The sequence below is a fragment of the Staphylococcus sp. AtHG25 genome, from assembly GCF_003217445.1.
Lineage (GTDB): Bacteria > Bacillota > Bacilli > Staphylococcales > Staphylococcaceae > Staphylococcus > Staphylococcus haemolyticus.
Genome location: NZ_QJSN01000014.1, coordinates 25,823 through 50,669, shown reverse-complemented (window position 1 = coordinate 50,669; position 24,847 = coordinate 25,823). Strand labels below are relative to the sequence as shown.

Here is a 24,847-nt window from a genome sequence, read left to right as displayed (position 1 = left end):
AAACTCATTAAAAGGGTATCTTTTGGTTATAGAAATTATGATAATTTGCATAATCGAATTATTATAACTTCGCGACTATTTGCCTCAACAACAAAAAAAGAGATTAAACAACCTAAGGTTGCTTAATCTCAATATTTGGACTCATCAGTCCGATTTGACGTAGAGCCACAATTTGTTCCAAAACGTCTTCAATTCGTTCAGAGTAATCATCTAATGTGTGATTATTGCGATCGATACTTGAGCTTTTACCACGGCTTGGACAGTTAATATAGATCATCTTATATTCTCTAAAGTACGGTTCAAACATCGTCATAATGCGGTAGGTCATGATTGCCCCATGTAAGAAGACAATTGCCCTATTTGAAGTTTGATTCCCGGCAAATGCCACTTCGACTTGTTCGTTATGATAATTTTTCAATTGATAAATTTGTGTTTTGAAATGTTTTCTGTTCATAATCAACCTCAAAAATTGCTATATTACTAAATTATTATTTTATCACAAAATTATCAAAACAGAGGCAAATTAAAAAGTATAACTTATAGAAGTGTTGCAAGTTACGTACAATTCATCAAGTTATACTTTAAACTAATCATTTTAGTTATTATCTGAAATAGCAGAATGAATTGATTGCATTTTAGATTCTACATCTGCAATTTCAAGTGCACAGTCTTTTAACATATCACTATAATCATCCGTACTCGCATTATTTTTATAGCGAATTTTATGCTCTAGACATGCCCACATATCCATACCAATGGTTCTAATTTGAATCTCCACTGGAAGCTTTTCAACTTTATTTGATAAGAATACTGGGATAGACACAACAATATGTAAGCTTCGATAGCCGTTGTCTTTTGGATTTTTAATATAGTCTTTACGTTTTAGAAGTTTGACATCCTCTTGTTTTAATAGCATCTTTTCAATGACATAAATATCCTCTAAATAGTTACAAACAACGCGAATACCTGCAATATCTAATATATGTTCACGAGCACTTTCTGCACTAATATCTAGTTGTTTGCGGTGCAACTTTTTAATTAAGCTGTTCATTTCTTTCACACGGCGTTCCATATGGTGAATAGGGTTGTGTTTATAAACGTGATTAAAGTTGTCATCTAGAATATCTAATTTTGTACTGATTTCTTTTAAGGCTGAGGAGTATAAGTGGTCCAGTTCTACGAAGCCAATAAGTCTATCAAAGGCTTCGTCTCCATCTTTAAAATGATGTAAGTTATCTTTAAATTCACTTCGTAATTCTTCTATATACAATGATGGTTTTCTTTCTACATACATAGTATTTCCTCCTTAATCATCACTGTATATTATAGCGAATTGCAAAATGAACTAAAAATAATACTCTTTGATTTCACATTATTTTTAACAATTAAATTTATAATTAAAAATGCAAACCTTTATATTGAACAATGCGTCTAGACATAAAGGTTTGCAACTATTAATTATGATGATTCATTCTTATTATGTTCGATGACTTTTGTACCACGATTATCAGCGATGTCTTGTGCGCGTTTAGTGGCCTCTGCTTTCATCTCAAACGTATCAGACGCTTGTTTCGCACCTTCTGTTTTCACTTTCCATTCATCATCTTCGAAATAGACATGTACATTTTCGTCATTTAGTTTTGGATTTGCAGATTGATCTTTTTTGTGTTGGGTAATGTGTTTATGTTTTAATTCATCTAGCTCATCTTTCGTCGCATCTTTATACCAATCTTTAGCTTGCTGTGTAGCAATCGGTATAACATCCCCTTCTTTATAACCATCTTTTAACATAGCATTACCAATATCAATTGCTTTCTTACGTTCTAATTCATCGAAGTTCTTCCACGTGTTCGGATAATCATCCATCGTCCAAGGCATCCTATCAAACTCCTTTTTAACTTGATAGTTTGCTTTACCACTATCGTTTAGAGTGAAACTTGCTTATTGGACTATGCTTTAATCGCCACACCATTTTCAACATCATCTATATCTTTACGTGTATGCACACAATTATTTTGTAGTCTCATTAATGCCGATTTAATGTAATTATATTGAGGTAAATCGGAGAGTTCATTAATTTCAAGTCGGCTTTGAAGTTCGAAATGTTTCGCTAAATTTTCAAAAGTAACTAGGTATTCTCCCATTTGCTGATCTGAAATACGTTGACGTTGATGATCTTGCATCGCACGCATTAACATAAAGTTAATCTCTTCCAAGGCAAATATACTTGGATAATAATAACGAATTACTTCTTGATTAGAGAACAATTCATCACTTGCTGAATTGTTGATTTGAATCATGTTACTCATTTTCACTGAAAGTGCTAAACTTTCATCTCTTTCACGTAAATCATCTTGGTAGTGATTCTCTGAGAATAAATATTGGAAGATGACCGCTTCCTTACGAACCACTTCTGCAATCGTTCGTGGTAACATGGCAGACGCTGTTTGACGGTTAATAAGAAGAATTCCAACAACTGCAATTGCTATACCGATTAATACATCAAAGATACGTGTATAGGCAATTGAGATTGAAAGGTTATCTGATGCTAAACCATTTAATAATATAACTTGGATTGTGATAAATATAACTGCGAACGCATAGTTTGAACCTACAAATGTTTCAGTGACCATCGCTGTAATACCCATTATGATAACGGCAATGATTAAGTGTGGATTGAAATACAATATGGCTGATAAGACAAGTGTTCCTAAGATAGTACCTAGTCCACGAGCAACAGAACGGTCTAACATACGTCGAGTTGTCATGCCTAATAAGACTGTATGTGCTGTTAATGGTATCCAGTAAGATTTTTGGATATTAAAGGCTAATGAAATAAAGATTGCTACTGCCATAATGACGGCGTATATTAATGTATTTCGAAATACAATCGAATCTAATGTTAAATTATGAATGATACGTTGACTATATAACGGTTTACGAACACTTGCTTCATGTTCAATTTGACTTGAATCTAAGTTCGTAATTTCATCAATTTTCAAGATATATTGTAATAAATCATCAAATGCTTCATCTACATGAACTTCTTTTGCCCACTTTTCACGAGAGGCTGTTGTTCGATATGCATTTCGTATCGCAACATCCATCATTTCAACTAATTCATTTGGTATAGGGCGCATACCTTTTTCATGTAGTTCCAATAACTCTGAATATAACCCCTGTGCCGATGTGTGGAGTAATAACAGTCTTTGAAAGCGCGGACTCAATTTCTGGTTCACTCCAGCCGTAGCAGTGATTAACAATTCATCTGAATTTTTAAACTGTGTTACCGCTGTTTTTGTACTTTCTTTAAATTTATCGACATCATTATAATTGTGCATTAATTCTTTAATCATGTTAAAGTCCGAATTAATCGCTCTATTTTCGATTTTTTGTTTTTGGAAAAGTATTGTCAAGATGACTACTAATGTAGCAATCGCACCACCAACAAGAATTGCTAAACCACGGTATAACGCTTCATTTGGTGCTATTGGCAAGTTACTTGGTAAACAAAACGTTACAAGAAAGAATGTTGAAGATGGTCCTGCAATCTTCAATGCACTGAAGATGTAATATGGGATGACTGTAACTAATAATAATGTTACACCATATAATATCGGCTCAGTAACTGTAAGTGTGCCCAGTATCATACATACTGCAAATGACAATGAGCATAAGATAACAGTTCTAATCATTGAGCGGGGTGAACTTTTGAACACATAGATATGCGCCAACGTCCCAGTCGATACAAGCAATCCTAATGCAAAATTGCCTAGGAAATAACCTAATAGTGCTGGGATAATTAATAACAAGCCTTGTTTGACACCCTTCATCAGGTCAACTTTACTTGTGTCAAATGTGATAAGTGAGTTTAAAACATTTCCCAATGTTATCTTTCCTTTCTATAAAACATACATATTCAATGGTAACACTTTTTATTAAGTTATATGATGACCATTGTCTAATTTACAAAAAAGGTAGGATTGAAATTATATCTGTGACATAGATTTCAAATCCTACCTTAGTAATGTATATTATTATGAAAATTTCTTTAATTATTTGGCTTCCGCAACATCGATGACTGGTTTTTCTGTAATATATTTGCCGATATTTTCGCTGAACACTTTAAAATGGTCTGAGTGGTTGTGTGCTTCAACCGCATCTTGATCTTTATAGTTCTCTACGACTACGAATGTATTTCGTTCAGTTACATCTTCATAGTGGCTATAAAATGTATTTCCTTCCTCTTCACGTGCATGTTTAACTAAGTTCGTCATTAAATCTAAATAGGCTTCACGATGTTCTTCACTTACTTTAAGTTTGGCATTAATAATAATCATACATTTCACCCTCAATTTTGTGATTAATTAATACTATTTTACCATTTTCATTCATACATAAAACAATAATGTGACTTTAAGCTTTAAACACATTTTATTATATTTCCTCAAAATAGACATTTAGTGAATCTATGTTCCAAAGCACTTAGCAAGTAATATAATTAAATAAGCCAGTAAATGAATTAATTAAAATCCACTTACTGGCTAGATTCTAGGAATGATTTCCTAGCTTATATGAAATTATTTTAATTCACGACTTTCATCTTTAATCAATGGTTTGTCTGGTGATACAAACAACCATAAAATTGCTGCGATGACTGCTGGAATAATTAATAATTGGAAAGTCATTGTCCAACCAAGTGATGCAACCAACGCACCAGCTAAGAATGGACTTAATAATGCACCAATGTTACCCCATAAGTTCATCCAACCAGATACTGTACCGGCAAAGTTTCTACCAATGTCATTAGCTGCTGCCCAGCTCATACCCATTGATATACCCATACCACCTAAGCCAAGTGATAACCAGAAAATCGTTACGTATAAATTCTCAGTATGTACTGAAAAGAAAATTGAAATTGCAAATACGATGAAACCAACAATGGCAATTAAACCTCTTGAAACGAATCTTGATTGTCCGCTGCGTAAAATTTTATCTGAAATCGCACCAGCAGACAAAATTAAAATAAACATGATAAACCAAGGTAATGAACTAATCGTCATGTCTTTAAATTCAACATGATATTGTTCAGTTAAATAAGTTGGTAACCAAATTAAGAATAATGAAATAACGAATTGTACTACAAAGTATTGACCTGCAATCGCATAGAAACTTACACGACGGAAGAATTGATTCCAAGGTGGTAGTGATTTACTTGTTTGAACAAGGTCACGATTCTCCATAATGAAATGTTTCTCAGCGTCATTAACCATACGGTGTTGCTCTGGTAAGTCTTTCGCAATGATTCCCCATAGTATTGCAATTAAAATACCTACAGCACCGAAGATGTAAAATACAGCTTGCCAATTAAATGCATTTACAATAGCAATAGTAATCACAGGCGCTAATACAGGTCCAAAATAAGAACCAGCGAGTAACATACTAGATGCTCTACCTTTCTCATCTTTAGAGAACCAGTTTGCATTAAACACAGCGTTTGACGGATACATTGGCGCTTCCCCAATACCGAATAAGAAACGCACTAAATATAATAAACCGTGATGTTTAATCATACCTGTAAAGATAGTGAAAGCACTCCACCATACTAAAGCGATTGTAATCATCTTACGAGGTCCAAATTTCTCAGCTAACATACCAGAAGGTACTTGCATTAACGCGTAACCTAATGAGAAGAATGAAGCTAATAGACCAAATTGTTGCTTTGTCATATGTAAATCTTCCATCATTTGTGGGGCAATATATGAGATGTTAGATCTATCCATGTAAGCAATAACACCTATGATAAAAAATGCTAATGCGAAAAACCAACGAACACTACTTTTCTTTTGTCTTTGTACCATATCCTCTTTTTCCTACTTCCTTTAATTTGTTGATTCTAAATATGTTGTCTAATATAATCATGAGACTCCCTATTTGTAAAAATAACTCCCTTAAAACCCTTACCATCATAAGGTTTCAGCATTTATTTTTAATAATATTACCAGTTTTTGAAATCGTTTTCAAGTCCTTATTGGAAAGTTCTTTTATTAAATTGTACATCGTTGGTTACTTTATTCACTAAATTCGTATTTACGCTTTGCAATCTCAATATTCATTAAAATTTGAACTCCATTTAAAAAAATTGTAGAATGAACTTGAAATGAAACGCTACTCATCATTATTTAAAATTAAATAGATAATTTATCCACTGGAAGTGCCTTCGTTTAAGGCTGAGAGTAAAGAAAGAACTTTATAATTCCTGGAACCTGATCCAGTTTGTACTGGCGTAGGAAAGTGGCTTACACATATCGTTACATAGATACTAACGCTATTTCCTACTAAGGAGATAGCGTTTTTTCATTTATTAGGGGTGATAGACATCTTTATTGCGATAACAACTTATAAACATTTAACAGAAGCAGACTTACAATACTTCATTGAAATTAATAAAGGCATCGATGGTTTACTCTTTCGTACGCCTATGTCTAGTGATGATTTATTTTCCTTTTTAAAAAAATTAATCGCTGCTGGCTTTCCAAGTAACAAAATTATTATCCATAGTGATGTTGACTTATTAGAATCCTTAAAACTTAAACGCTTGCACTGTCGTGAAATGGACACATTAGCGTTCGATTATAAAGCACAACATCCTGATGTTGAAGTAAGCATGTCGACGCACACTATTAACTCGGTGAAACAAGCTTATAAACATCAATTAGATTATGTCTTTTATGGTCATATCTTTACCACGGCTTCTAAGCCAAATCAGCAGCCTAGATCAATGTCTGAAATCAAAGCCGTGTTACAAGTTCCGATTCCAGTCTATGCCATAGGAGGTATTACTGAAGATACGATACAACGGCTTCCAAATGGCTTTGCAGGAATTTGTGCAATTTCTTATTTTATGAGCGCATCTTTACAACAAATTCAACATCTACGAAAGGAGTGGTTGAAAGATGCATGACGTACTTATTGTTGGTTCTGGTGTTATCGGAATGTCCATTGCGAGACACCTAAGTCATACGCAACTCGACATTGCAATTGTCGACCGTGATATACCTGGTAAACATGCTTCATATAAAGCTGGAGGCATGTTAGGTGCACAAAATGAATTTACAGAAGACAGTGACTTATTTCGTCTCGCTCTAGAATCACGTGAATGCTTTCCTGAATTATGCGAAACACTCCAAGATGAAACTGGAATAGATATTCAATATCAATCATCTGGATTGATTAAAATCGCAAATCAAATTGAAGATGTTGAGCATTTGCGCTCACAATTTCAATTCTTACACGCCTTAGATGACAATGTAATTGAACTATCAGACGATGAATTAGCAGATTTAACCGATGGTAGTGTGGTTGCATCTGAAATGGCAATCTACATTCCAAATGATGGACAAATCAATGCAAATCATTATACGAAAGCATTATTTAAATCCTTACAACAGCGTCGTATTTCGCGCTACTTCAATACAAATGTAACAGATATTATTCGCCATAATGGTTACTATCAAATCGTTTCATCTCAAGGTGATTTATATGCGAAGAAAATCATTGTCGCAGGTGGTGCATGGTCATCTCAATTGTTAAAACAATATCAATTGCCTCGTGAGGTTGTCGGCGTTAAAGGTGAAGTGCTTCTAGTGGAACATGACGATTTAAACTTACAGCAAACGGTATTTATGACTAATGGATGCTATATAGTTCCGAAAGCGCCTAATCGTTACTTAATTGGTGCTACTAGCGAATTTGATAATTATTCTGTAGGTAATACGGAACAAGGCGTCTTATGGTTAAAACACTATGCGACAGAACGTATACCTAAACTTGCAAACGCACGTATCATGAAGCAATGGTCTGGCGTACGTCCATATACCAATGGCGAATTACCAATTATGGACCGAGTTGACGATGGATTATATGTCATTACCGGTCATTATCGAAACGGTATTTTATTGTCCCCTGTTATTGGTCGTGACATTGCAAATTGGCTATTAACTGGAGTCAAACCATCTCGCTATGAATCTTTCAATGTCTCAAGGAGGTTAAATCATGAAATGCATTATTAATGGCGATGCATTCACATTCGACACTGAGCAATCAATTCATCAAGTGCTCATCTCTCTAGAATTAGACCCAGAACGTGTCATTGTTGAACATAATAAAACATTAATTAAACAAGAAGATTATCATCAACACACGGTACGTGAAGATGACCAATTAGAATTATTAGAATTTGTTGGAGGCGGATAAAATGTTTAAAATTGGAAATTTAGAATTACAATCTCGTTTATTACTAGGTACAGGAAAGTTTGAAAATGAAGACATACAAACAGAAGCGATTAAAGCTTCAGAAACAAATGTACTTACTTTCGCAGTAAGACGTATGAATTTGTATGACAAGAATTTACCTAATCCACTAGCAAACATTAATTTAAAAGACTTTATAACTTTTCCAAATACTGCTGGCGCAAAAACTGCTGAAGAAGCCATTCGTATTGCAGAAATCGCTAAACATGCAGGTGTATGTGACATGATTAAAGTAGAAGTTATTGGTGATGATGAAACGTTATTACCTGATCCATTTGAAACATATGAAGCTTGTAAAGTATTGCTAGAGCGTGGCTACATTGTATGTCCATATATTTCTAATGACGTCGTTTTAGCTAAACGTTTAGAAGAATTAGGTGTGCATGCCGTTATGCCATTAGCATCTCCAATAGGAACAGGCCGTGGCATAAACAACCAACTTAATTTAAGTTACATTATTAAAAACTCAAATGTGCCAGTTATCGTTGATGCTGGTATTGGTTCTCCGAAAGATGCATGTCATGCGATGGAATTAGGGGCTGACGGTATTCTACTCAATACAGCAGTATCAAGTGCTAAAGATCCTGTGAAGATGGCAGAAGCAATGAAATTAGGTATTCATGCTGGTCGCTTGTCTTATGAAGCAGGACGAATCCCAGTAAAATATACTGCCCAAGCATCAAGCCCAACTGAAGGTTTAGGTTTCTTATAATGCAACGTTACAATCGTCAAATGAGATTCTCTCCTTTTGGTGAACAAGGACAGCATGCCCTTTCTAATGCACAGTTACTTATTCTAGGTGCCGGCGCATTAGGTAGTCATGTCGCCGAGCTTCTTGCTCGAATGGGGGCACATCACATCACAATTGTTGATATGGATATAGTTGAAACGTCTAATCTACATCGACAAGCGCTTTATACTGAAGATGACGCTCAAAATATGGTACCAAAAGTACACTCAATAAAAGAACATATTGCACATATCAATCATCATGTAGACGTACAAACGTATTACCAAGAAATAACTTCAAACAATATTGAAGATATATTAAATGAAGTTAAACCAGATATCGTTATCGATGGGATGGATCATTTTAAAATTCGTTATCTCATCAATGAAGTGTGTCACAAACATCAAATTCCTTGGGTATATGGTGCTGCTGTCGGCAATAAAGGAACAGTTTATGGCATTGATTTCAAAGGACCATGTCTAAAATGTCTCCTAAAACAAATGCCATCAAGTGGCGAAAGTTGTGCAATTAATGGCGTACTACCAACTATTATTACGCAAGTAGCAAGTTATGAAGTTGCAGAAGTACTTCGTTACCTATCTGGAGAAGGTTTTTCAAAGAAACTAATCACTATTGATACGTGGCATATCGATTATAAAGCGATGAAGGTCGATATATTGAAAGATCACGCGTGTGAGGTATGTGCGAATCAACACTACTCACTCTTAGAAACGAAACACCAGCAGCATATTGAAAGCTTATGTGGACGTACATATCTCTTTAGATATCAGCCAAGTATATTTGAACACGCACACCACCTTCCCTGTGAAATTGTGAAATCCACTTCTTTCGCAAAATTAATTAAAGATGACGATTATGAAATTACCTTATTTAAAGATGGACGTATGAATGTTTATGGCATCGAAGATGATGAAGAAGCAATTAAGTTGTATCATTCTTATTTAAAAGCGCTAAAATAAAAATACACATAGGTTTATACAAGTAATTCATAGTAAATTTTATTATAATAAATTTACTATGAATTTTTAATTTCACAAATAATGCTTTTAATAAAAGGAGTTCTTGAATATAAATGGAACAATTAATCACTGATTTTATAAGTAAGTGGGGTTATACAGCAATCTTTATTCTCATCTTATTAGAGAATGTTTTACCTGTTGTCCCTTCTGAAATAATTCTTACCTTTGCTGGTTTAATGTCTGTAAAGTCGGGTTTATCAATACCTATTTTATTCCTTATATCAACAATCGCATCATTTATTGGATTATTAATCCTATATTATTTATGCCGTTTAATTAACGAAGAAAGTATTTATCGTTTTGTAGATAAACATGGTAAATGGTTTAAACTTAAAGGTAAAGATGTAAGGCGCGCAAATGACTGGTTTAAGCGTTATGGTGCATGGGCAGTATTACTATGTCGCTTTATTCCAGTATTACGTGTATTAATCACAATTCCTGCAGGTATCAATAAAATGAATGTCGTTACGTTCGCAGTATTATCATTACTAGGTACTACAATTTGGAACTTCGCCCTAATCCTATTAGGCCGTATGCTAAGTGGTAGTTTCGATGCCCTAATGGCTGGTTTACACACTTATTCATATATTATGTATGTCATTATTATTCTTGCAGTACTTTACTTACTTTATAGAATATTCTTTAAAAACAGAAACCGAGTTAAATAACAGTTAAGGGAGTGGGACAGAAATAATATTTCCAAAATTTATTTCGTTGTCCCACCCCGGCAAGGTTGACTAGAATTAAAAAAAGCTTGTTACAAGTGCATTTTTAAATCAGTCAACTACTGACAATATATATTTGTAGCCTGAGTCATTAAATTATGTCCCAGGCTTTTGTCTTACATATATTTAAACTTTAAGAATTAATTCTGACATTTTAAGCATCACCATTGAAAAAGTAGTGCTTTTTAAAGATAATTAATGTAAGCGATTTTATGACATATCTACCCATATGAATATCAATTCCAAACAGGAGTGAAATTAGATGACACAAACGACTGAAAGTGAATTACGAGAGAAATATTTAGATTTATTATCACAACAATTTGATAGTCCTGAGAAGTTAGCAACAGAAATTGTCAATTTAGAGTCTATTCTAGAATTACCAAAAGGTACTGAACACTTCGTCAGTGACCTTCATGGTGAATACGAATCGTTCCAACATGTATTGCGTAATGGATCAGGTAATGTCCGTTCAAAAATAAATGACCTTTATGCAAAGACATTATCCCAAAAAGAAATCGATGACTTAGCTGCCCTCGTCTATTACCCTGAAGAAAAATTAAAACTTGTGAAAAATAACTTCGATTCAAAGGGAAAATTGAATGTTTGGTATATTACTACAATTGAACAATTAATTGATTTAATTACTTATTGTTCATCAAAATATACACGCTCAAAATTACGTAAAGCGTTACCGAAAGAATATACATATATCGTTGAAGAGCTACTTTATAAGAATAATGAATTCAACAATAAAAAATCATATTATGAAACACTAGTAAATCAAATTATCGAGTTAGAACAATCTGACGACTTAATTATTGGTTTATCTTATAGTATCCAACGTCTAGTAGTTGATCATCTCCATGTAGTTGGTGATATTTACGACCGTGGTCCTCAACCAGATAAGATTATGGACACGTTAATCAATTATCACTCTGTTGATATTCAATGGGGAAACCACGATGTCTTATGGATAGGTGCATATGCTGGTTCTAAAGTATGTTTAGCCAACCTACTTCGAATATGTGCACGATACGATAATTTAGATATTATTGAAGATGCTTATGGAATTAATTTACGTCCGTTATTAACGCTTGCTGAAGAACATTATAGTGGTGATAATCCTGCATTTAAACCTAAGAAACGCCCTGATAAACCAGTTGGGCTATCTAAACTTGAAGAAAGCCAAATCACTAAGATTCATCAAGCCATTGCGATGATTCAATTCAAACTAGAAATGCCAATTATCAAACGTCGTCCTACCTTTGAAATGGAAGACCGTTTAGTCTTGGAAAAGGTCAACTATGATACGAATGAAATCACGATTTACGGTAAAACATATCCTTTAAAAGATACATGTTTCAGTACTGTGGACCCACAAGATCCTGGTAAATTATTACCTGAGGAAGAAGAAGTTATGAATAAACTGCTACTTTCTTTCCAACAATCTGAGAAATTGAAACGTCACATGTCGTTCTTGATGAAGAAAGGAAAACTTTACCTTCCATATAATGGCAATCTTCTTATTCATGGTTGTATCCCTGTTGATGAGAATGGAGAAATGGAATCATTCGAAATTGAAGGTAAACAACATAAAGGTCGTGACCTTTTAGACGTGTTTGAAAGACATGTACGCTATGCATACGACTACAAAGAAATCACTGATGATCTATCAACAGATTTAGTGTGGTATTTATGGACTGGTAAATATAGTTCACTTTTCGGAAAAAGAGCGATGACAACATTTGAACGTTACTTTATTGAAGATAAGGCTTCTCATAAAGAACCTAAGAATCCATATTATTATTTAAGAGAAGATCTTGATATGATTCGCAAAATGTTAAAAGACTTCGGTCTCAATCCAGATGAAGGTCGAATTATCAATGGTCATACACCTGTTAAAGAAATAGATGGTGAAGACCCTATCAAAGCAGATGGTAAAATGTTAGTTATCGATGGTGGATTCTCAAAAGCATATCAAAAAACGACAGGTATTGCGGGTTATACATTACTTTACAATTCATTTGGCATGCAATTAGTCGCACATCAACATTTTGATTCAAGAGATAAAGTACTATCAGACGGTGCAGATGAATTATCAGTTCGTCGTGTTGTAGATGAAGAATTGCAACGCCAAAAAATCAGAGATACCAATGATGGTAAAGTACTTCAAGAACAAATCCGCATCTTAAAATTATTAATGCATGATAGATACTTAAATTAATACAAATATTTATGACACCATAAAATAAAGGGCAATTTCTATATATTCAAAATAGAAATTGCCCTTTATTTTGTTTATTCTTAATAACAGATAGTAAAGCACACAAATAGGTAAGTAATTCTAAAATGGATTATGAAACATAGTTGCTAAGACTCCTAAGGGAGCAGTGGCGTAAATGAACGTAAGTGTTCACACACTTACGTAAGTAGTTCTAATGATTAAAATCAAAGAACTACTTTACAATCCTCTAATTAAACATAACTTAAACTATTTTCAATACACATCTCTTAAGATGCCGTATGTGCCTTGATCATATTGTGGTATAGGTTTAGTACTTTTATTAAATGAGACAACACTATTATCATCAACGTGATAAATAATCATATCATGATCAGTAATTGTGTCGTATTCCTCTGCAAGTACCTCCACAATATTCTTATTACTTATCGTATTATCAAACCATCTTGGACTGTGTGATTCATCAAATAAAATATGATTGCGTAATGGACCATTTAAGTTATTACGTGCCTGTTCATCAGTAAATGACACTGGCATCATACTTACATTATTCAATCCAAACTCCGGTACCAATTCATTAAACGCTAAACTATTAAAAATAAACGACTTAGTCATTAATAGACATTTATTATAACGAATTAAATCCGCATATATTCGATCACTACTTGATAATAAATTCCCCTTAAACACTTCAAAACCAAGTTCTTCTGCCTTCTCCGACGTATTCTCAAACAAATTAAATACCATAATAGGAATATCATGTTCATGCAATTTCATACCTAGATGGAATGAAAATTCACTCTCTCCTACTATAATAACGCCTGGTGGTTCTGTACTCGCAAGTCCAAGCAACTTGCTCAATGGCGTAAAGCTAAAGCCATAAATGACAACTGTAATAAACACTAGTCCAAACGTCACTGGCGTGATATAACTTGCCATTTTCACATGATCATCCATGAATAATCCTCCAAAGAATTGTGCCACAGTTAAAACGACAATCCCTCGAGGTGCCATCATTGCAACAATAGCGCGTTCTCTTTTCGTGATCTCTGTACCTATTGTTGATAATAAAACAGAGATTGGACGTACCAATACAATCATTGCAATCGCAAAAATCACTAATTGCCATGACAAGACATCCATCAATACAGATGACGTTAATGACGAAGTGATTAATATAAAGACGGTAGATACAAGAATAGATGATGCATTTTCAATGAAATGATCTGACTCCTTGTAAATTAAATCATGTCTCTTATAACGTGCCATCATTAAGCCGAAAATGGTAACGGCTAATAATCCTGATTCTTGTAATATTTGGTCACAAATACTAAAGACTAATAAAATAAAGACCAACTGAATCGATGGCATCAAATTTTGCGGAATAAAATCACGTTGAATTAACCAATTGAAAACGAATGATGCTCCGAAGCCAATAATGGCAGTTATAATCATTTTCAAAATAAAGATGAGAATAACTTGGACACCAAAACCTTGCTCAAATATTTGATAAATATAAAACGCTGTTAATGCGAGTATCGGTCCTATTGGATCTAATATGATACTTTCCCATCTTAAAATAGAGTCAACACTCTTACGCACCTTTGCTTGCTTAAGAAGTGGCTGAATGACGGTTGGACCTGTAATTAAGAATAATCCGCCCATCACAACCGCAACAGAGATTGGAAAATCTAAAATTTTATGTAATGCAATCGCACCGAGCACCCATGATATAGCTGCGCCAACGGTAATAATTCGTATGACCGCTTTAGAAATGCCTCTTAATTCACGAAAGTCTAAATTACTACTTCCTTCGAATAAAATGACAGCTACAGCTAAAGACACAATGGGACTAAATACTTCGGCTCCCAATGTTTCTTGAGGGTTAACCAGTCCCAATATCGGTCCAATCAATAAGCCCACAATCGACATAACTACAATTGATGGCCATTTAATCTGTGTCGCTAACCATTGACTAAATATGCCTAATGCTAAAAATAAGACAATGATTAACATGACAGGTAAATCTAATGACATACCTACACCTTCCTCAATAAGATTCAACTTTTTTTATACTGTGTAATACTATCAAACTTTGATTAAGCCTGCATTACTATTTTATAAACAACCTGTTAATGCCTTTTTTGGACACACAATGTTCACTTCGAGTAAACTTTCCTATTTATTTCTAGTATCTTTTCATCTAAAATAGGTAATTGCGTTTAAATATATGAATTTAGAAATGATTTGAAAGGAAATTTTAATTGTGCAACTTTTTAAAGAGAGTATCATGGTAGCTTTCGCATTTGTTGGTGTTGTCGTTGGTGCTGGTTTTGCTACTGGTCAAGAAATATTTCAGTTCTTCACAAGTAACGGTATCTATAGCATCTCTGGCATTATTGTTACCGGTTTGATTATAACGCTAGCAGGCGTGTTCGTATTAAACACTGGCTTTGTCATTCAATCTCATAATCATTCTGAGTCTATTCGATATTATTTACATCCAATCATTGCACGTATCTTTGATATTATCTTAACTCTATTCTTATTCTCCTTAGCGATGATTATGACTGCGGGTGGTGCGTCAACTATACATGAAAGTTTCGGATTACCTTATTGGTTAAGTTCATTAATTCTAGTGTTAGTCATTCTGATGACGCTATTTCTTAAATTTGAACGTCTGATTACGGTATTAGGTATGGTTACACCGTTCTTAGTCATTGTTGTTTCTATTATAGCTATCTATTATTTTATAACAGGAGATTTAAATTTTAGTGCGGCCAATCATTTCAATAAACAGCATCAATCACTATCACTTGGTTGGTGGTTTGATGGGTTAAATTATGCAAGTCTACAAATTGCAGCCGCATTTAGTTTTTTAAGTGTTATGGGCGGTCGAATGCAGCATCGTCAGTCTGGCTTATGGGGTGGCCTAATTGGTGGCATCATTATCACATTACTGTTATTAATGATTAATTTTGGCCTTGTTACAGAATTTGAACATATTCAATCTGTCGCATTGCCTACCCTATTACTCGCAAGTCACATTTCACCATTATTAGGTACAGTCATGTCGATTATAATGGTTCTTGTTATCTATAATACGATTGTAGGTCTTATGTATGCATTTGCTTCCAGATTTACAGAACCATTTTCCAAAGGGTACTTTGTACTCATCATTATAATGGCTATCATCACGTTTATATGTACATTTATCGGTTTCATTTCTTTAATTGGAAGAGTCTTCCCAATCATGGGATTATTTGGCTTCATACTCCTTATCCCCATTTTATACCAAGGGTTTAAACACTTAATATTCTCTAAATAATTTAGGAATACATTAAAATGGACCCAAAGATGCGAACCATACATTTTTGAGTCCTTTTCCATTATGAATTCAGTATTTCTTGACCTTTCTGTAATCCAGCTTGTGTAATTTCATGACTATTGACCCATACTTCTGTAACCTGTGCACCCAGTTGCTTAAATAAATTAATAACATGTTCACTTTGTTCAATAGATACGATTGGATCATTTTTTCCCATTGATAATAGAACGTCTACATCACTCATATCTTTGCTTGTTGAAGCGTCTATTGGATAAAGTGGCGCAAATAGTAATGCTTTTTTAAACGGTGCTTTGTCACGTAACATTAAGTTAATCGCAATATTTGATCCATTAGAGAAACCAACTAAAGCCGTTCTATTCAAATTAAATTGATACTGTTCAGCCGCTTCATAAATAAAATCTAGCAGCCGTTGACCTCGATATTCTAAATCTTCCTCATCGTATACACCTTCAACAAGACGTTTGAAATAACGATTCATACCATTCTCATTGACTTCTCCACGAATACTTAACAAGTTATAGTTAGGATTTAAAGCTGTTCCAAGTGGAATTAGATCTGTTTCATCCCCACCAGTACCATATAACAAAATTAACGTAGGTGAGTTATCCTTACCTGGTCTATAAATATGTTCCATTTGTGTCACCTCTCCTTAGTACTCTTTTAATTTTAATGGCATTAAATGACCTTCTATTTCATATCTTCTTCCCTCGTAAAATGGAGGTAATTGTAGTTGTTTACCTAAATCATTTACATCTTCATCAATCGTGAAGCCAGGTCCAGCAGTCGCAAATTCAAATATTAAATTGCCAGGTTCTTTCATGTAAATCGCATGAAAATAGAATCGTTCTTTCACATCTGTTACATGCAAGCCTTTATTAAGAAGATAATCACGCCATTGTACATGTACCTCGTCATTTGGTACTGACCATGCAATATGATGGAAGATGCCACCACCCCAACGTACAGGTTGTGGGTTTACAAACTTTTTCACAATAATTTGATGATGCACACTACTACTCGTTTGATAGTGCACATTGTCATCTGTTTCTTGAATATATTCCAACCCTAAATCATTTCGCAACAATGCTTCCGTAGCTCGAGGATTAGCTGATAGCATTGTTACGCCATGAAATCCTATGATGTCATTGTTAACACATTCGTCATCACTCTCAACCATCGCTAGTGTTAATCCATGAATGTCCTCAAATTCTAACGTTGCTCGATTGAATGATTCAGTCTGACGTGTTTGAATCCCATTCGTATTCAATTTCATTTCCCAATGTGACATGCTATCTTTCGGTATTCTAAACGCTAATCGTCCAACCTGACCTGAACCGATACGACCTCTATATTGATTTGGCCAATTAAAGAAAGTAAGTACCATATCATGTTGCGCTCTGTCATTTGAGAAATATAAATGATATGTTTTTGTATCATCATAATTTACTGTCTGTTTAATCAAAGTTAAATTTAATACATTTGTATATAAATCATACGTTTCTTGAGCATCTCCTACAATCGCTGAAATATGATGAATATGTGTAATTGGTTCCATAATTCAATACCTCCCTATTTATAACTTTTTCCAGTTGTATCAAACGGACGAACTTGCGCTTCAATCGCTTCTCTTTGTTCCTCTAAAAATGGTGGAAGTGATAATTTCTCTCCTAGCGTTTCATAGGGTTCATCACCCATAAAACCAGGTCCATCAGTTGAAATTTCTAACAAAATATGACCGATTCTTGCATACAATGCTTCAAAATAAAAACGGTCAACTAAACCAGAGTTTGGTATGCCTAGTTCTTGATATTTCTGTATCCAGTGTTCAATAGCCTCATGATCTTTCACTTTAAATGATGCATGATGAACTTCACCATATCCTTGTACGGCAACTGGTCTCTCTGAATCCTTTCTTAAAATAACTTGACCACCATTGCCACCTTCACCGACTTCAAGCAATGCTACATCTTCTTCATTCATAATTGTTCGCATTCCATATACATTTTCCAACAATTGTTTGAAATCCTCGAAGTAACTAACCGTAATTTCGATTGGTCCTAAGCCATAAATTGCTTTATCCTCTGGAACCGGACCATTCTTCCATGGTTTACCTGGTGAGACACCGCTATTGCCTTCATCAGATACTAATTGATAGTCTTGTCCATCCTCCTCTTGAAAAGGCAATACCTTCTTACCTAGCACATCTTGAATACCATCATGTTTTATACCAAATGCATCAAAACGCTTCATATAGTATGTCAATGCTTCATCACTCGGAACACGAAACGATGGTTTAGTAATCGAATTGGTACCTTTACGTCCTTGAGGAATGCCAGGAAAATCAAAGAATGTCATATCTGTACCAGCTGTCCCCTCATCATCTGCAAAAAATGTATGATACGTTTGAATATCATCTTGGTTTACTGTTTTTTTAACTAGTCTCATACCTAGAACTTCGGTAAAAAATTTATAGTTACGTTCAGCATCATCTGTAATTGCAGTTACATGATGAATACCTAATAAATCATGTTTAGCCATATTAAAAACCTCCATTTATTTCGATTTAGAGATAATTTTCGTTATAAATAAAAGTGCACGATTTACACTTCAGTAGATTGTGCACTTAATTTTTTGAATGCTTGTTGAATCGTTATCAATTCTTCATCTGATAGAACTGAAAATGCTTGTTCTAACGTTGTGGCATGTTGTGGAAATATATCTGACATAAATTGTTGACCTTTGTCAGTAAGTGTGGCGTTATATACACGTTTATCTGATGGATCTTTATCACGTGTAATCCAACCTTTGCCTTCTAATTGGCTCACAACGTATGAAATACTACTACTCGCGATGAGCACCCTATCTCTAATACGTTGAATAGGTTGTGGACCTTTACTATAGAGTAATTCTAACACTGCAAATTCCGTCACGTTGAGCCCGTAATTCTTTACATCTTGTTGCACGATTTTTTCTAATGTATCTAATGCTCTATTTAGACCAATAAATGCTTTTAATGAATGTTCTGTGCGATCCATTTACTCACCACCTTTAATTTATTTCGATTTCGAGATAGATTGTACACGCGTTTCAATTAATCGTCAATATGTTAGTTCTATTATAATTTCAATATCTATTTATTTCTATCTTTTTTCAAAATGAAATAAGCATGGAAACGGTTGTTACAGGGAATACAAACATTGGAGGTGTCTCAAATGACCAATCAATTATTTATAAATAATGAATTTGTAGAGAGTAAATCTAGCGACACGATGGAAGTCATCAATCCTGCTACAGGAGAAACATTTGATACCATTACTTTCGCAACTGAGGAAGAAGTTAACGAGGCAATCGAAAAATCTAAACATGCACAACTTGAATGGGAAAAAGTACCAGCACCAACACGTGCAGAGCATGTAAAATTATTAATTCCTTTATTAGAGCAAAACAAAGATGAACTTGCCAAATTGTATGTTAAAGAACAAGGTAAAACATTAGCGCAAGCTGAAGGTGAAATCGATAAAGCTGTGCAATTTATTGATTATATGACAAGTTTAAGTATGCGTAATAAAGGCGAAGTACTACAAAATAATGTATCGAATGAAATGATTCAATTAATTAAAAAGCCAATTGGCGTAACTGCAGGTATCGTGCCATGGAATGCACCAATTATGGTCTTAATGCGTAAAGTGATTCCAGCACTTGTAACGGGATGCTCAATCGTCATTAAGCCAAGTGAAGAAACAACATTATTAACGTTAAGATTGGCTGAGCTATTCCGTGCTTCAACAATTCCAGCCGGTCTAATTCAAATTGTACCAGGCACTGGAGAAGCTGTGGGTACACAGCTTGCCACACATAAAGATGTACAACTCATTTCTTTAACAGGAAGTATGCGTGCTGGTAAAGCAGTTTATAAGAATGCAGCAGATACAGTAAAAAAAGTGAATCTTGAATTAGGTGGTAACGCACCTGTCTTAGTTACACCTCATGCTAACCTGGACAAAGCGGTGGACTACATTGTCAAAACAAGAATTAATAATGCTGGTCAAGTATGTACTTGCCCAGAGCGTATATTTGTTCACGAAGATGTTCATGATGACTTTGTAAACAAGGCTAAACAACGTATGAGCGACTTACAAGTCGGTGACCCATTAGACGATAACACTGATTATGGTGCTATTATCAATCAAACACAATTGGACAGTATTGATGATAAAGTGCAAGAAGCCGTTAAGAATGGTGCAGACTTAGTTTTAGGTGGCCATAAATTAGATCGCGCTGGTTTCTTCTATGAACCTACAATTCTTAATAATGTTAAAAAAGATGACAGAGCCTTTAAAGAGGAAATTTTTGGTCCTGTTCTAGCAATTACAACTTATAATGATTTCGATGAAGCAATTGATTACGCAAACGATACAAATGCAGGTTTATCTTCTTATATCTTTTCAGAGAATTTAAAAGAAGTGATGGAAGCTACAGAACGTTTAAAATTCGGTGAAGTTTACGCTAATTGCGAAGCAGAAGAAGTTGTTAATGGTTACCATGCTGGTTGGAGAGAATCAGGTTTAGGTGGTGCAGATGGTATTCATGGTTTCGAAGAATACTACAATACAACGGTGAGCTATATTAGATATGAATAAATAGGTATAAAATATCCCCATCTCCTAATGAAAGGATTGGGGATATTTTTTATTGATTCAACGCTTTATCCAACGCTTTAATATTCTTTTTCATGATTGATTGGAAAGTTAAGTCTTTGTCGTTAACTTGTTCTTTAGATAGAACAGACAAATTATTAAAACTTACTGGTTCTGCATTGGTTTCATCACGAATAACATCAGTTATCTTTGAAGTGATATTTTGTTCGTAAAGGATATAAGGTTGCTTCGATTGATTGATTTGTTTAATAAGCGCAAGAATATCCTTTTGACTAGGCTCTTCGTTATTCATACCACTGACACCCTCTTGTTGAAGGTGATAGCGCTCTGCTAAATAACCTAATGAATCATGAGAGATAGTTACTTTTTGTCTTTTAGGATTTTTAGTAATTGTTTTCAAATTATTGTCTAAATCTGTTAAATCCTGATTTAATTTCTTAAAATTTTGTTCATAATATGCTTTGTGTTGAGGATCTCTTTTAACTAAATCATTTTTTATTTTTTCTGCAAAATGCTTGTCTAAGACTGGGTCAAGCCAAACATGTGGGTCGTGACTTTCCTCTTCATGACTATGATGGTGGTCGTGATCTTCATGATCATGGTCTTCTTCAAGCAATGTATGATGATTTAAATCAGCTGCAACTGCTAATTTCATATCATCGTTGGTCATTGATTGCGTAATCGTCTTAGCCACTGGATCTAAGTCGTCACTTGAATATATAAATAAATCACTTTTAGCAATATTAATCATATCTCTTTGAGTTGGTTCATATGTATGGGTGTCTGCACCTGGAGGATAAATCGTATCCACATTGACATATTTGCCACCTATTTGTTTGGTAAAACTTTCAAATGCAAATATTGTAGTATAGATATTTATTTTATTATTAGTTGAAACATCTTTCTTTTTCGCATCCGAATATTGCCCTGTGCTACAAGCTGATAAAGCAATACTAATGCACAGGACGATAATGAGATAGCCAATCCTCTTCACACAGAACCCTCCAAAGCGTAATAAATTCGTTTTTAACTATATCTTTAATAATGTAATAATGCAATATCTATGTTTATTATATTATTTAGGATTAAATATTTAATTATAAAATGTTTTAGATTTCTTCAAAAGTGATAGATAGTAATATGACATTATTAAAGGAGTGACGTTTTATGACACAAGAAATTAAACAAGGACATCAACAATTTTATGTTGGCGAAGATGAACAAAATGCTCAAGCTGTCATTACGTTTAAACAAGTAGATAATAATGAAATCGACATTGACCATACTGGTGTCGCTGATGAATTAGGTGGACAAGGTCTAGGAAAACAATTAGTTGAAGCTGTCGTTAATTATGCACGTGAAAATAACTTAAAAATCATCGCATCTTGTCCATTTGCGAAAGACGTTCTAGAGAAAAATGATGATTATCAAGATGTTTATTTAGGATAATCTATTTCATAATCGTTGTCATACAATTTGAAGTTAACTAAAATATTTCACAGAATTAGCTTTTAGGCTAGGATGAGGTTTTTAATCACCTTTATTACATTAGTCTAAAAGCTTTTTTGTATGCTTTTAAAGTATTAAAGCAACTGTCTTGATTAATTTAACGATTAGGAGTATATTTATTATACTTGATATAAATAATAAATAAAGATGACTTATTCATCTTAGGAGGCACTACATTATGAATGAATTTCACACTACTGAAGCAACACAAGTTACTAATATTACATTAAACGTTGAAGACTTAAATAAAATGACAAACTTCTATAAAAATATACTAGGATTTTCAATTAAAGAACAAGACTACAATCATGTCATCTTTAATGTTGGTGCTAATGGTCATACATTAACACTACAATATTTAGAAGATGGCCGCCGTCCTGGATTTAGAGAAGCTGGTTTATTCCATATCGCTTATTTACTTCCAACACGCACAGATTTAGCAAACTTTTTATTCCATGCTAGTCGTTTGAATGTGCCTGTAGGTGGTGGTGATCACCTTGTAAGTGAAGCGTTATACTTTAATGATCCAGAAGGTAACGGCATTGAAGTATATCAAGATCGTCCATCTGAAGATTGGCAATGGGATGGTAATTTTGTAAAAATGGATACACTTGCAGTAGATGCGGACGATTTAATTGCACAACGTACTGAAGAAGGTTGGAACGGTTGGCCAGCAGATGGCAAAATTGGACATTTACATCTTAAAACACACGATATCGGGCAAGCACGTGACTTTTATGTGGAACAAATAGGTTTAGAACACATTTCTAATTTCCCACAAGCTTTGTTCATGTCTACTCAAAAATACCATCATCATATCGCTACTAATGTATGGCAATCTAACCAAGCTAGAACAGATAACGAGACTACTTATGGCTTAGTTCATTTCGATATATATAAACCAAATGCTAAAGAAGAACATATTACATCTCCTGAAGGCTTTGATATTACAGTTCACAGTGATACAAGTGTCGTTCCAGGATAGAATGATTAATATTTGGCATCGTTTATAAAACATGTCATTTTAAATAGATTGGGGGCGGGACAGAAATAATATTTTTCCAAAATTTATTTCTGTCTCGCCCCAATAACAAGTTTGTCTTGGATTAAAAAGAAGCTTGCTACAAGTGTATTTTTAATTCAGTCAACTACTGCCAATATATATTTGTAGCCTGAGACATTGATTTATGTCCCAGGCCTAATCTTAAATTTTTATTCCTCGACAAGTTTTCTATATTTTCTTACTGTATCAAAGTCACTATCTTTTGCTTTTTCATAGCCATGATGCCCATAAATATCTGTAAGTATTTTCTTACCTTTTTCAGATTTACTAATATCTAAAAAAGCATTACTGATTTTAGTTTTCCACTGTTTACTCATATCACCACGCACAGAAATCGTATCATTTGGTATCTTATCCGTGCGATAAATCGCTTTAGTGTCTTTATATATTTTGGGATAATCTTGCTTTAAATCAGCACGTGCATCTTGATATGTAGCTACAGCATCCACATCACCGTTTAACAAGGCTATCAATGCTTGATCATGCCCTTTAATTTGAGCAATTTTGATATCACTCTGATTAACATTAACTTTTTTTAAGCTTGCCATTGGATAAATATATCCCGAAGTAGATTCTGGGTCTTGTAAGCCTACTTTAGCCCCATTTAAATCTTTTAACTTATGTAAATGACTGTCTTTACGAACTATGATTTGTGAGCGATAATAATCGACTAATTTATTAGTTGTATTACCTTTATCATCTACTAAATAGCCTTTGGATTTCAACAGTACATCTGCAACACCTTTATCATGTGCGATGGTATAAGACACTGGTGAAATAAATGCAACATCCACTTTCTTTGATCTTAAAGCTTCTACCATTGCATTATAGTTAGTTGCCACATGTACTTTAACTGGAAGGCCTAATTCCTTTGACAACTGTTGCTGTAACGGTTTCACTTTAGCGTTCAACGTTTTTGAATTTTGGGATGGTACAAATCCTACTTTTAATTCTTTTGGTTCATGGTCATTCGAATGTTTCTCATCATGTTTAGAACAACCACTCAGGGTGAGTACTAATATTATAAAACTAATTAATAGTACTTGTAATTTTTTCATCATTTTTCCCTTTGCAAAATATAGATTTTAAAGACTTAAATTGTATTATAACTTATTTAATTTAAAAAAGTCTCAATCTATCAATTTCTAAATAAAACTTCTACAATATGTAATTTGTAACTATATCATATGCGCTTATCTTTTAAACTCATAAAAA

At 34.0% G+C, this 24,847-nt stretch carries 23 protein-coding genes, 1 pseudogene and 1 riboswitch; of the genes and pseudogenes, 11 read left to right on the top strand and 13 right to left on the bottom strand.

Annotated elements, in window-relative coordinates:
* Nucleotides 1-151 precede the first annotated feature (151 nt).
* From BDW31_RS10120 to BDW31_RS10095, 6 genes and pseudogenes are all read right to left on the bottom strand, one after another.
* Nucleotides 152-454, bottom strand: a pseudogene (locus BDW31_RS10120) (alpha/beta fold hydrolase); the annotation flags it as partial.
* Nucleotides 455-595: 141 nt separating this feature from the next.
* Nucleotides 596-1,294, bottom strand: a complete 699-nt coding sequence (locus BDW31_RS10115) for a GTP pyrophosphokinase (RefSeq protein WP_053025347.1) — start codon at nucleotides 1,292-1,294, stop codon at nucleotides 596-598.
* 164 nt (nucleotides 1,295-1,458) lie between these two features.
* The gene (locus tag BDW31_RS10110; protein WP_053025346.1) at nucleotides 1,459-1,878 is read right to left on the bottom strand and encodes a DUF2188 domain-containing protein; all 420 of its coding nucleotides are present in this window, start codon (nucleotides 1,876-1,878) and stop codon (nucleotides 1,459-1,461) included.
* A 71-nt stretch (nucleotides 1,879-1,949) separates the two neighbouring features.
* Nucleotides 1,950-3,887 (bottom strand): FUSC family protein, encoded by a 1,938-nt coding sequence (locus BDW31_RS10105; RefSeq protein WP_053025345.1) that lies wholly within the window; start codon nucleotides 3,885-3,887, stop codon nucleotides 1,950-1,952.
* A gap of 168 nt (nucleotides 3,888-4,055) precedes the next feature.
* Nucleotides 4,056-4,340, bottom strand: a complete 285-nt coding sequence (locus BDW31_RS10100) for a putative quinol monooxygenase (protein ID WP_037550272.1) — start codon at nucleotides 4,338-4,340, stop codon at nucleotides 4,056-4,058.
* A 240-nt stretch (nucleotides 4,341-4,580) separates the two neighbouring features.
* Complete coding sequence (locus tag BDW31_RS10095) at nucleotides 4,581-5,861, bottom strand: pyruvate MFS transporter (protein ID WP_053025344.1); 1,281 nt, start codon at nucleotides 5,859-5,861, stop codon at nucleotides 4,581-4,583.
* Nucleotides 5,862-6,200: 339 nt separating this feature from the next.
* A riboswitch (TPP riboswitch) is annotated at nucleotides 6,201-6,310 on the top strand.
* A 63-nt stretch (nucleotides 6,311-6,373) separates the two neighbouring features.
* On the opposite strand from BDW31_RS10095, the gene BDW31_RS10090 reads away from it, so the two are divergent.
* The 7 genes from BDW31_RS10090 to BDW31_RS10060 all read left to right on the top strand — a co-directional run bounded on the left by BDW31_RS10090 (nucleotide 6,374) and on the right by BDW31_RS10060 (nucleotide 13,035).
* Nucleotides 6,374-6,964 carry a thiamine phosphate synthase gene (locus BDW31_RS10090; RefSeq protein WP_053025348.1) on the top strand — a complete coding sequence of 197 codons (591 nt, stop codon included), beginning with the start codon at nucleotides 6,374-6,376 and terminating at the stop codon, nucleotides 6,962-6,964.
* Nucleotides 6,957-8,072: a glycine oxidase ThiO gene (thiO, locus tag BDW31_RS10085; protein ID WP_053025343.1), complete on the top strand. Its 1,116-nt coding sequence runs from the start codon at nucleotides 6,957-6,959 to the stop codon at nucleotides 8,070-8,072. The genes BDW31_RS10090 and thiO overlap by 8 nt, the downstream gene beginning before the upstream one ends.
* The gene (thiS, locus tag BDW31_RS10080; protein WP_037550281.1) at nucleotides 8,056-8,256 is read left to right on the top strand and encodes a sulfur carrier protein ThiS; all 201 of its coding nucleotides are present in this window, start codon (nucleotides 8,056-8,058) and stop codon (nucleotides 8,254-8,256) included. The genes thiO and thiS overlap by 17 nt, the downstream gene beginning before the upstream one ends.
* Before the next feature lies 1 nt (nucleotide 8,257).
* Nucleotides 8,258-9,025 (top strand): thiazole synthase, encoded by a 768-nt coding sequence (locus BDW31_RS10075; RefSeq protein ID WP_053025342.1) that lies wholly within the window; start codon nucleotides 8,258-8,260, stop codon nucleotides 9,023-9,025.
* Nucleotides 9,025-10,023 carry a ThiF family adenylyltransferase gene (locus BDW31_RS10070; protein WP_053025341.1) on the top strand — a complete coding sequence of 333 codons (999 nt, stop codon included), beginning with the start codon at nucleotides 9,025-9,027 and terminating at the stop codon, nucleotides 10,021-10,023. Before BDW31_RS10075 ends, BDW31_RS10070 begins: the two co-directional genes overlap by 1 nt.
* A gap of 113 nt (nucleotides 10,024-10,136) precedes the next feature.
* On the top strand, nucleotides 10,137-10,751 hold the full coding sequence (uptA, locus tag BDW31_RS10065; protein WP_053016422.1) for an undecaprenyl phosphate transporter UptA: 615 nt from the start codon (nucleotides 10,137-10,139) through the stop codon (nucleotides 10,749-10,751).
* Nucleotides 10,752-11,070: 319 nt separating this feature from the next.
* Nucleotides 11,071-13,035 (top strand): fructose-bisphosphatase class III, encoded by a 1,965-nt coding sequence (locus BDW31_RS10060; RefSeq protein WP_053025339.1) that lies wholly within the window; start codon nucleotides 11,071-11,073, stop codon nucleotides 13,033-13,035.
* 273 nt (nucleotides 13,036-13,308) lie between these two features.
* Here the strand turns inward: BDW31_RS10060 and BDW31_RS10055 are convergent, their stop codons facing one another.
* Nucleotides 13,309-15,090, bottom strand: coding sequence for a cation:proton antiporter (locus tag BDW31_RS10055; protein WP_053025338.1), 1,782 nt, complete (start codon nucleotides 15,088-15,090; stop codon nucleotides 13,309-13,311).
* Nucleotides 15,091-15,343: 253 nt separating this feature from the next.
* Between BDW31_RS10055 and BDW31_RS10050 the strand changes: the two genes are divergently transcribed.
* Nucleotides 15,344-16,381: a YkvI family membrane protein gene (locus BDW31_RS10050; protein WP_375342107.1), complete on the top strand. Its 1,038-nt coding sequence runs from the start codon at nucleotides 15,344-15,346 to the stop codon at nucleotides 16,379-16,381.
* 61 nt (nucleotides 16,382-16,442) lie between these two features.
* On the opposite strand, the gene mhqD is transcribed toward BDW31_RS10050, so the two are convergent.
* The 4 genes from mhqD to mhqR all read right to left on the bottom strand — a co-directional run bounded on the left by mhqD (nucleotide 16,443) and on the right by mhqR (nucleotide 19,437).
* Nucleotides 16,443-17,036, bottom strand: coding sequence for a methylhydroquinone degradation carboxylesterase MhqD (mhqD, locus tag BDW31_RS10045; RefSeq protein WP_053025336.1), 594 nt, complete (start codon nucleotides 17,034-17,036; stop codon nucleotides 16,443-16,445).
* A gap of 15 nt (nucleotides 17,037-17,051) precedes the next feature.
* Entirely contained in the window at nucleotides 17,052-17,957 is a 906-nt protein-coding gene (locus BDW31_RS10040) for a VOC family protein (RefSeq protein WP_053025335.1), read from the bottom strand.
* A 14-nt stretch (nucleotides 17,958-17,971) separates the two neighbouring features.
* Nucleotides 17,972-18,940, bottom strand: a complete 969-nt coding sequence (gene mhqE / locus BDW31_RS10035; RefSeq protein WP_053025334.1) for a ring-cleaving dioxygenase MhqE — start codon at nucleotides 18,938-18,940, stop codon at nucleotides 17,972-17,974.
* A gap of 62 nt (nucleotides 18,941-19,002) precedes the next feature.
* Nucleotides 19,003-19,437, bottom strand: coding sequence for a MarR family transcriptional regulator MhqR (gene mhqR, locus BDW31_RS10030; protein WP_053025333.1), 435 nt, complete (start codon nucleotides 19,435-19,437; stop codon nucleotides 19,003-19,005).
* 177 nt (nucleotides 19,438-19,614) lie between these two features.
* On the opposite strand from mhqR, the gene aldA reads away from it, so the two are divergent.
* Complete coding sequence (gene aldA / locus BDW31_RS10025) at nucleotides 19,615-21,042, top strand: aldehyde dehydrogenase (RefSeq protein ID WP_053025332.1); 1,428 nt, start codon at nucleotides 19,615-19,617, stop codon at nucleotides 21,040-21,042.
* A gap of 49 nt (nucleotides 21,043-21,091) precedes the next feature.
* On the opposite strand, the gene BDW31_RS10020 is transcribed toward aldA, so the two are convergent.
* Nucleotides 21,092-22,054, bottom strand: coding sequence for a metal ABC transporter solute-binding protein, Zn/Mn family (locus tag BDW31_RS10020; RefSeq protein WP_053025331.1), 963 nt, complete (start codon nucleotides 22,052-22,054; stop codon nucleotides 21,092-21,094).
* Between the two features lie 173 nt (nucleotides 22,055-22,227).
* Between BDW31_RS10020 and BDW31_RS10015 the strand changes: the two genes are divergently transcribed.
* Together BDW31_RS10015 and BDW31_RS10010 are read left to right on the top strand one after the other, a co-directional pair.
* Nucleotides 22,228-22,509 carry a GNAT family N-acetyltransferase gene (locus tag BDW31_RS10015; protein ID WP_037550318.1) on the top strand — a complete coding sequence of 94 codons (282 nt, stop codon included), beginning with the start codon at nucleotides 22,228-22,230 and terminating at the stop codon, nucleotides 22,507-22,509.
* A 238-nt stretch (nucleotides 22,510-22,747) separates the two neighbouring features.
* On the top strand, nucleotides 22,748-23,554 hold the full coding sequence (locus tag BDW31_RS10010; RefSeq protein WP_037550321.1) for a VOC family protein: 807 nt from the start codon (nucleotides 22,748-22,750) through the stop codon (nucleotides 23,552-23,554).
* Nucleotides 23,555-23,781: 227 nt separating this feature from the next.
* Here BDW31_RS10010 and BDW31_RS10005 read toward each other — a convergent pair whose 3' ends face one another.
* Complete coding sequence (locus tag BDW31_RS10005) at nucleotides 23,782-24,690, bottom strand: phosphate/phosphite/phosphonate ABC transporter substrate-binding protein (protein WP_110709614.1); 909 nt, start codon at nucleotides 24,688-24,690, stop codon at nucleotides 23,782-23,784.
* Nucleotides 24,691-24,847: the final 157 nt, after the last annotated feature.

Coding starts and splice junctions, on each gene's coding strand:
- BDW31_RS10040 (WP_053025335.1), bottom strand. CDS start 17,957: ATGGAACCAATTACACATATTCATCATATTTCAGCGATTGTAGGAGAT.
- thiS (WP_037550281.1), top strand. CDS start 8,056: ATGAAATGCATTATTAATGGCGATGCATTCACATTCGACACTGAGCAA.
- BDW31_RS10110 (WP_053025346.1), bottom strand. CDS start 1,878: ATGCCTTGGACGATGGATGATTATCCGAACACGTGGAAGAACTTCGAT.
- mhqR (WP_053025333.1), bottom strand. CDS start 19,437: ATGGATCGCACAGAACATTCATTAAAAGCATTTATTGGTCTAAATAGA.
- BDW31_RS10115 (WP_053025347.1), bottom strand. CDS start 1,294: ATGTATGTAGAAAGAAAACCATCATTGTATATAGAAGAATTACGAAGT.
- BDW31_RS10060 (WP_053025339.1), top strand. CDS start 11,071: ATGACACAAACGACTGAAAGTGAATTACGAGAGAAATATTTAGATTTA.
- BDW31_RS10070 (WP_053025341.1), top strand. CDS start 9,025: ATGCAACGTTACAATCGTCAAATGAGATTCTCTCCTTTTGGTGAACAA.
- uptA (WP_053016422.1), top strand. CDS start 10,137: ATGGAACAATTAATCACTGATTTTATAAGTAAGTGGGGTTATACAGCA.
- BDW31_RS10095 (WP_053025344.1), bottom strand. CDS start 5,861: ATGGTACAAAGACAAAAGAAAAGTAGTGTTCGTTGGTTTTTCGCATTA.
- mhqD (WP_053025336.1), bottom strand. CDS start 17,036: ATGGAACATATTTATAGACCAGGTAAGGATAACTCACCTACGTTAATT.
- BDW31_RS10075 (WP_053025342.1), top strand. CDS start 8,258: ATGTTTAAAATTGGAAATTTAGAATTACAATCTCGTTTATTACTAGGT.
- BDW31_RS10010 (WP_037550321.1), top strand. CDS start 22,748: ATGAATGAATTTCACACTACTGAAGCAACACAAGTTACTAATATTACA.
- BDW31_RS10055 (WP_053025338.1), bottom strand. CDS start 15,090: ATGTCATTAGATTTACCTGTCATGTTAATCATTGTCTTATTTTTAGCA.
- BDW31_RS10100 (WP_037550272.1), bottom strand. CDS start 4,340: ATGATTATTATTAATGCCAAACTTAAAGTAAGTGAAGAACATCGTGAA.
- thiO (WP_053025343.1), top strand. CDS start 6,957: ATGCATGACGTACTTATTGTTGGTTCTGGTGTTATCGGAATGTCCATT.
- BDW31_RS10015 (WP_037550318.1), top strand. CDS start 22,228: ATGACACAAGAAATTAAACAAGGACATCAACAATTTTATGTTGGCGAA.
- mhqE (WP_053025334.1), bottom strand. CDS start 18,940: ATGGCTAAACATGATTTATTAGGTATTCATCATGTAACTGCAATTACA.
- aldA (WP_053025332.1), top strand. CDS start 19,615: ATGACCAATCAATTATTTATAAATAATGAATTTGTAGAGAGTAAATCT.
- BDW31_RS10050 (WP_375342107.1), top strand. CDS start 15,344: ATGGTAGCTTTCGCATTTGTTGGTGTTGTCGTTGGTGCTGGTTTTGCT.
- BDW31_RS10005 (WP_110709614.1), bottom strand. CDS start 24,690: ATGAAAAAATTACAAGTACTATTAATTAGTTTTATAATATTAGTACTC.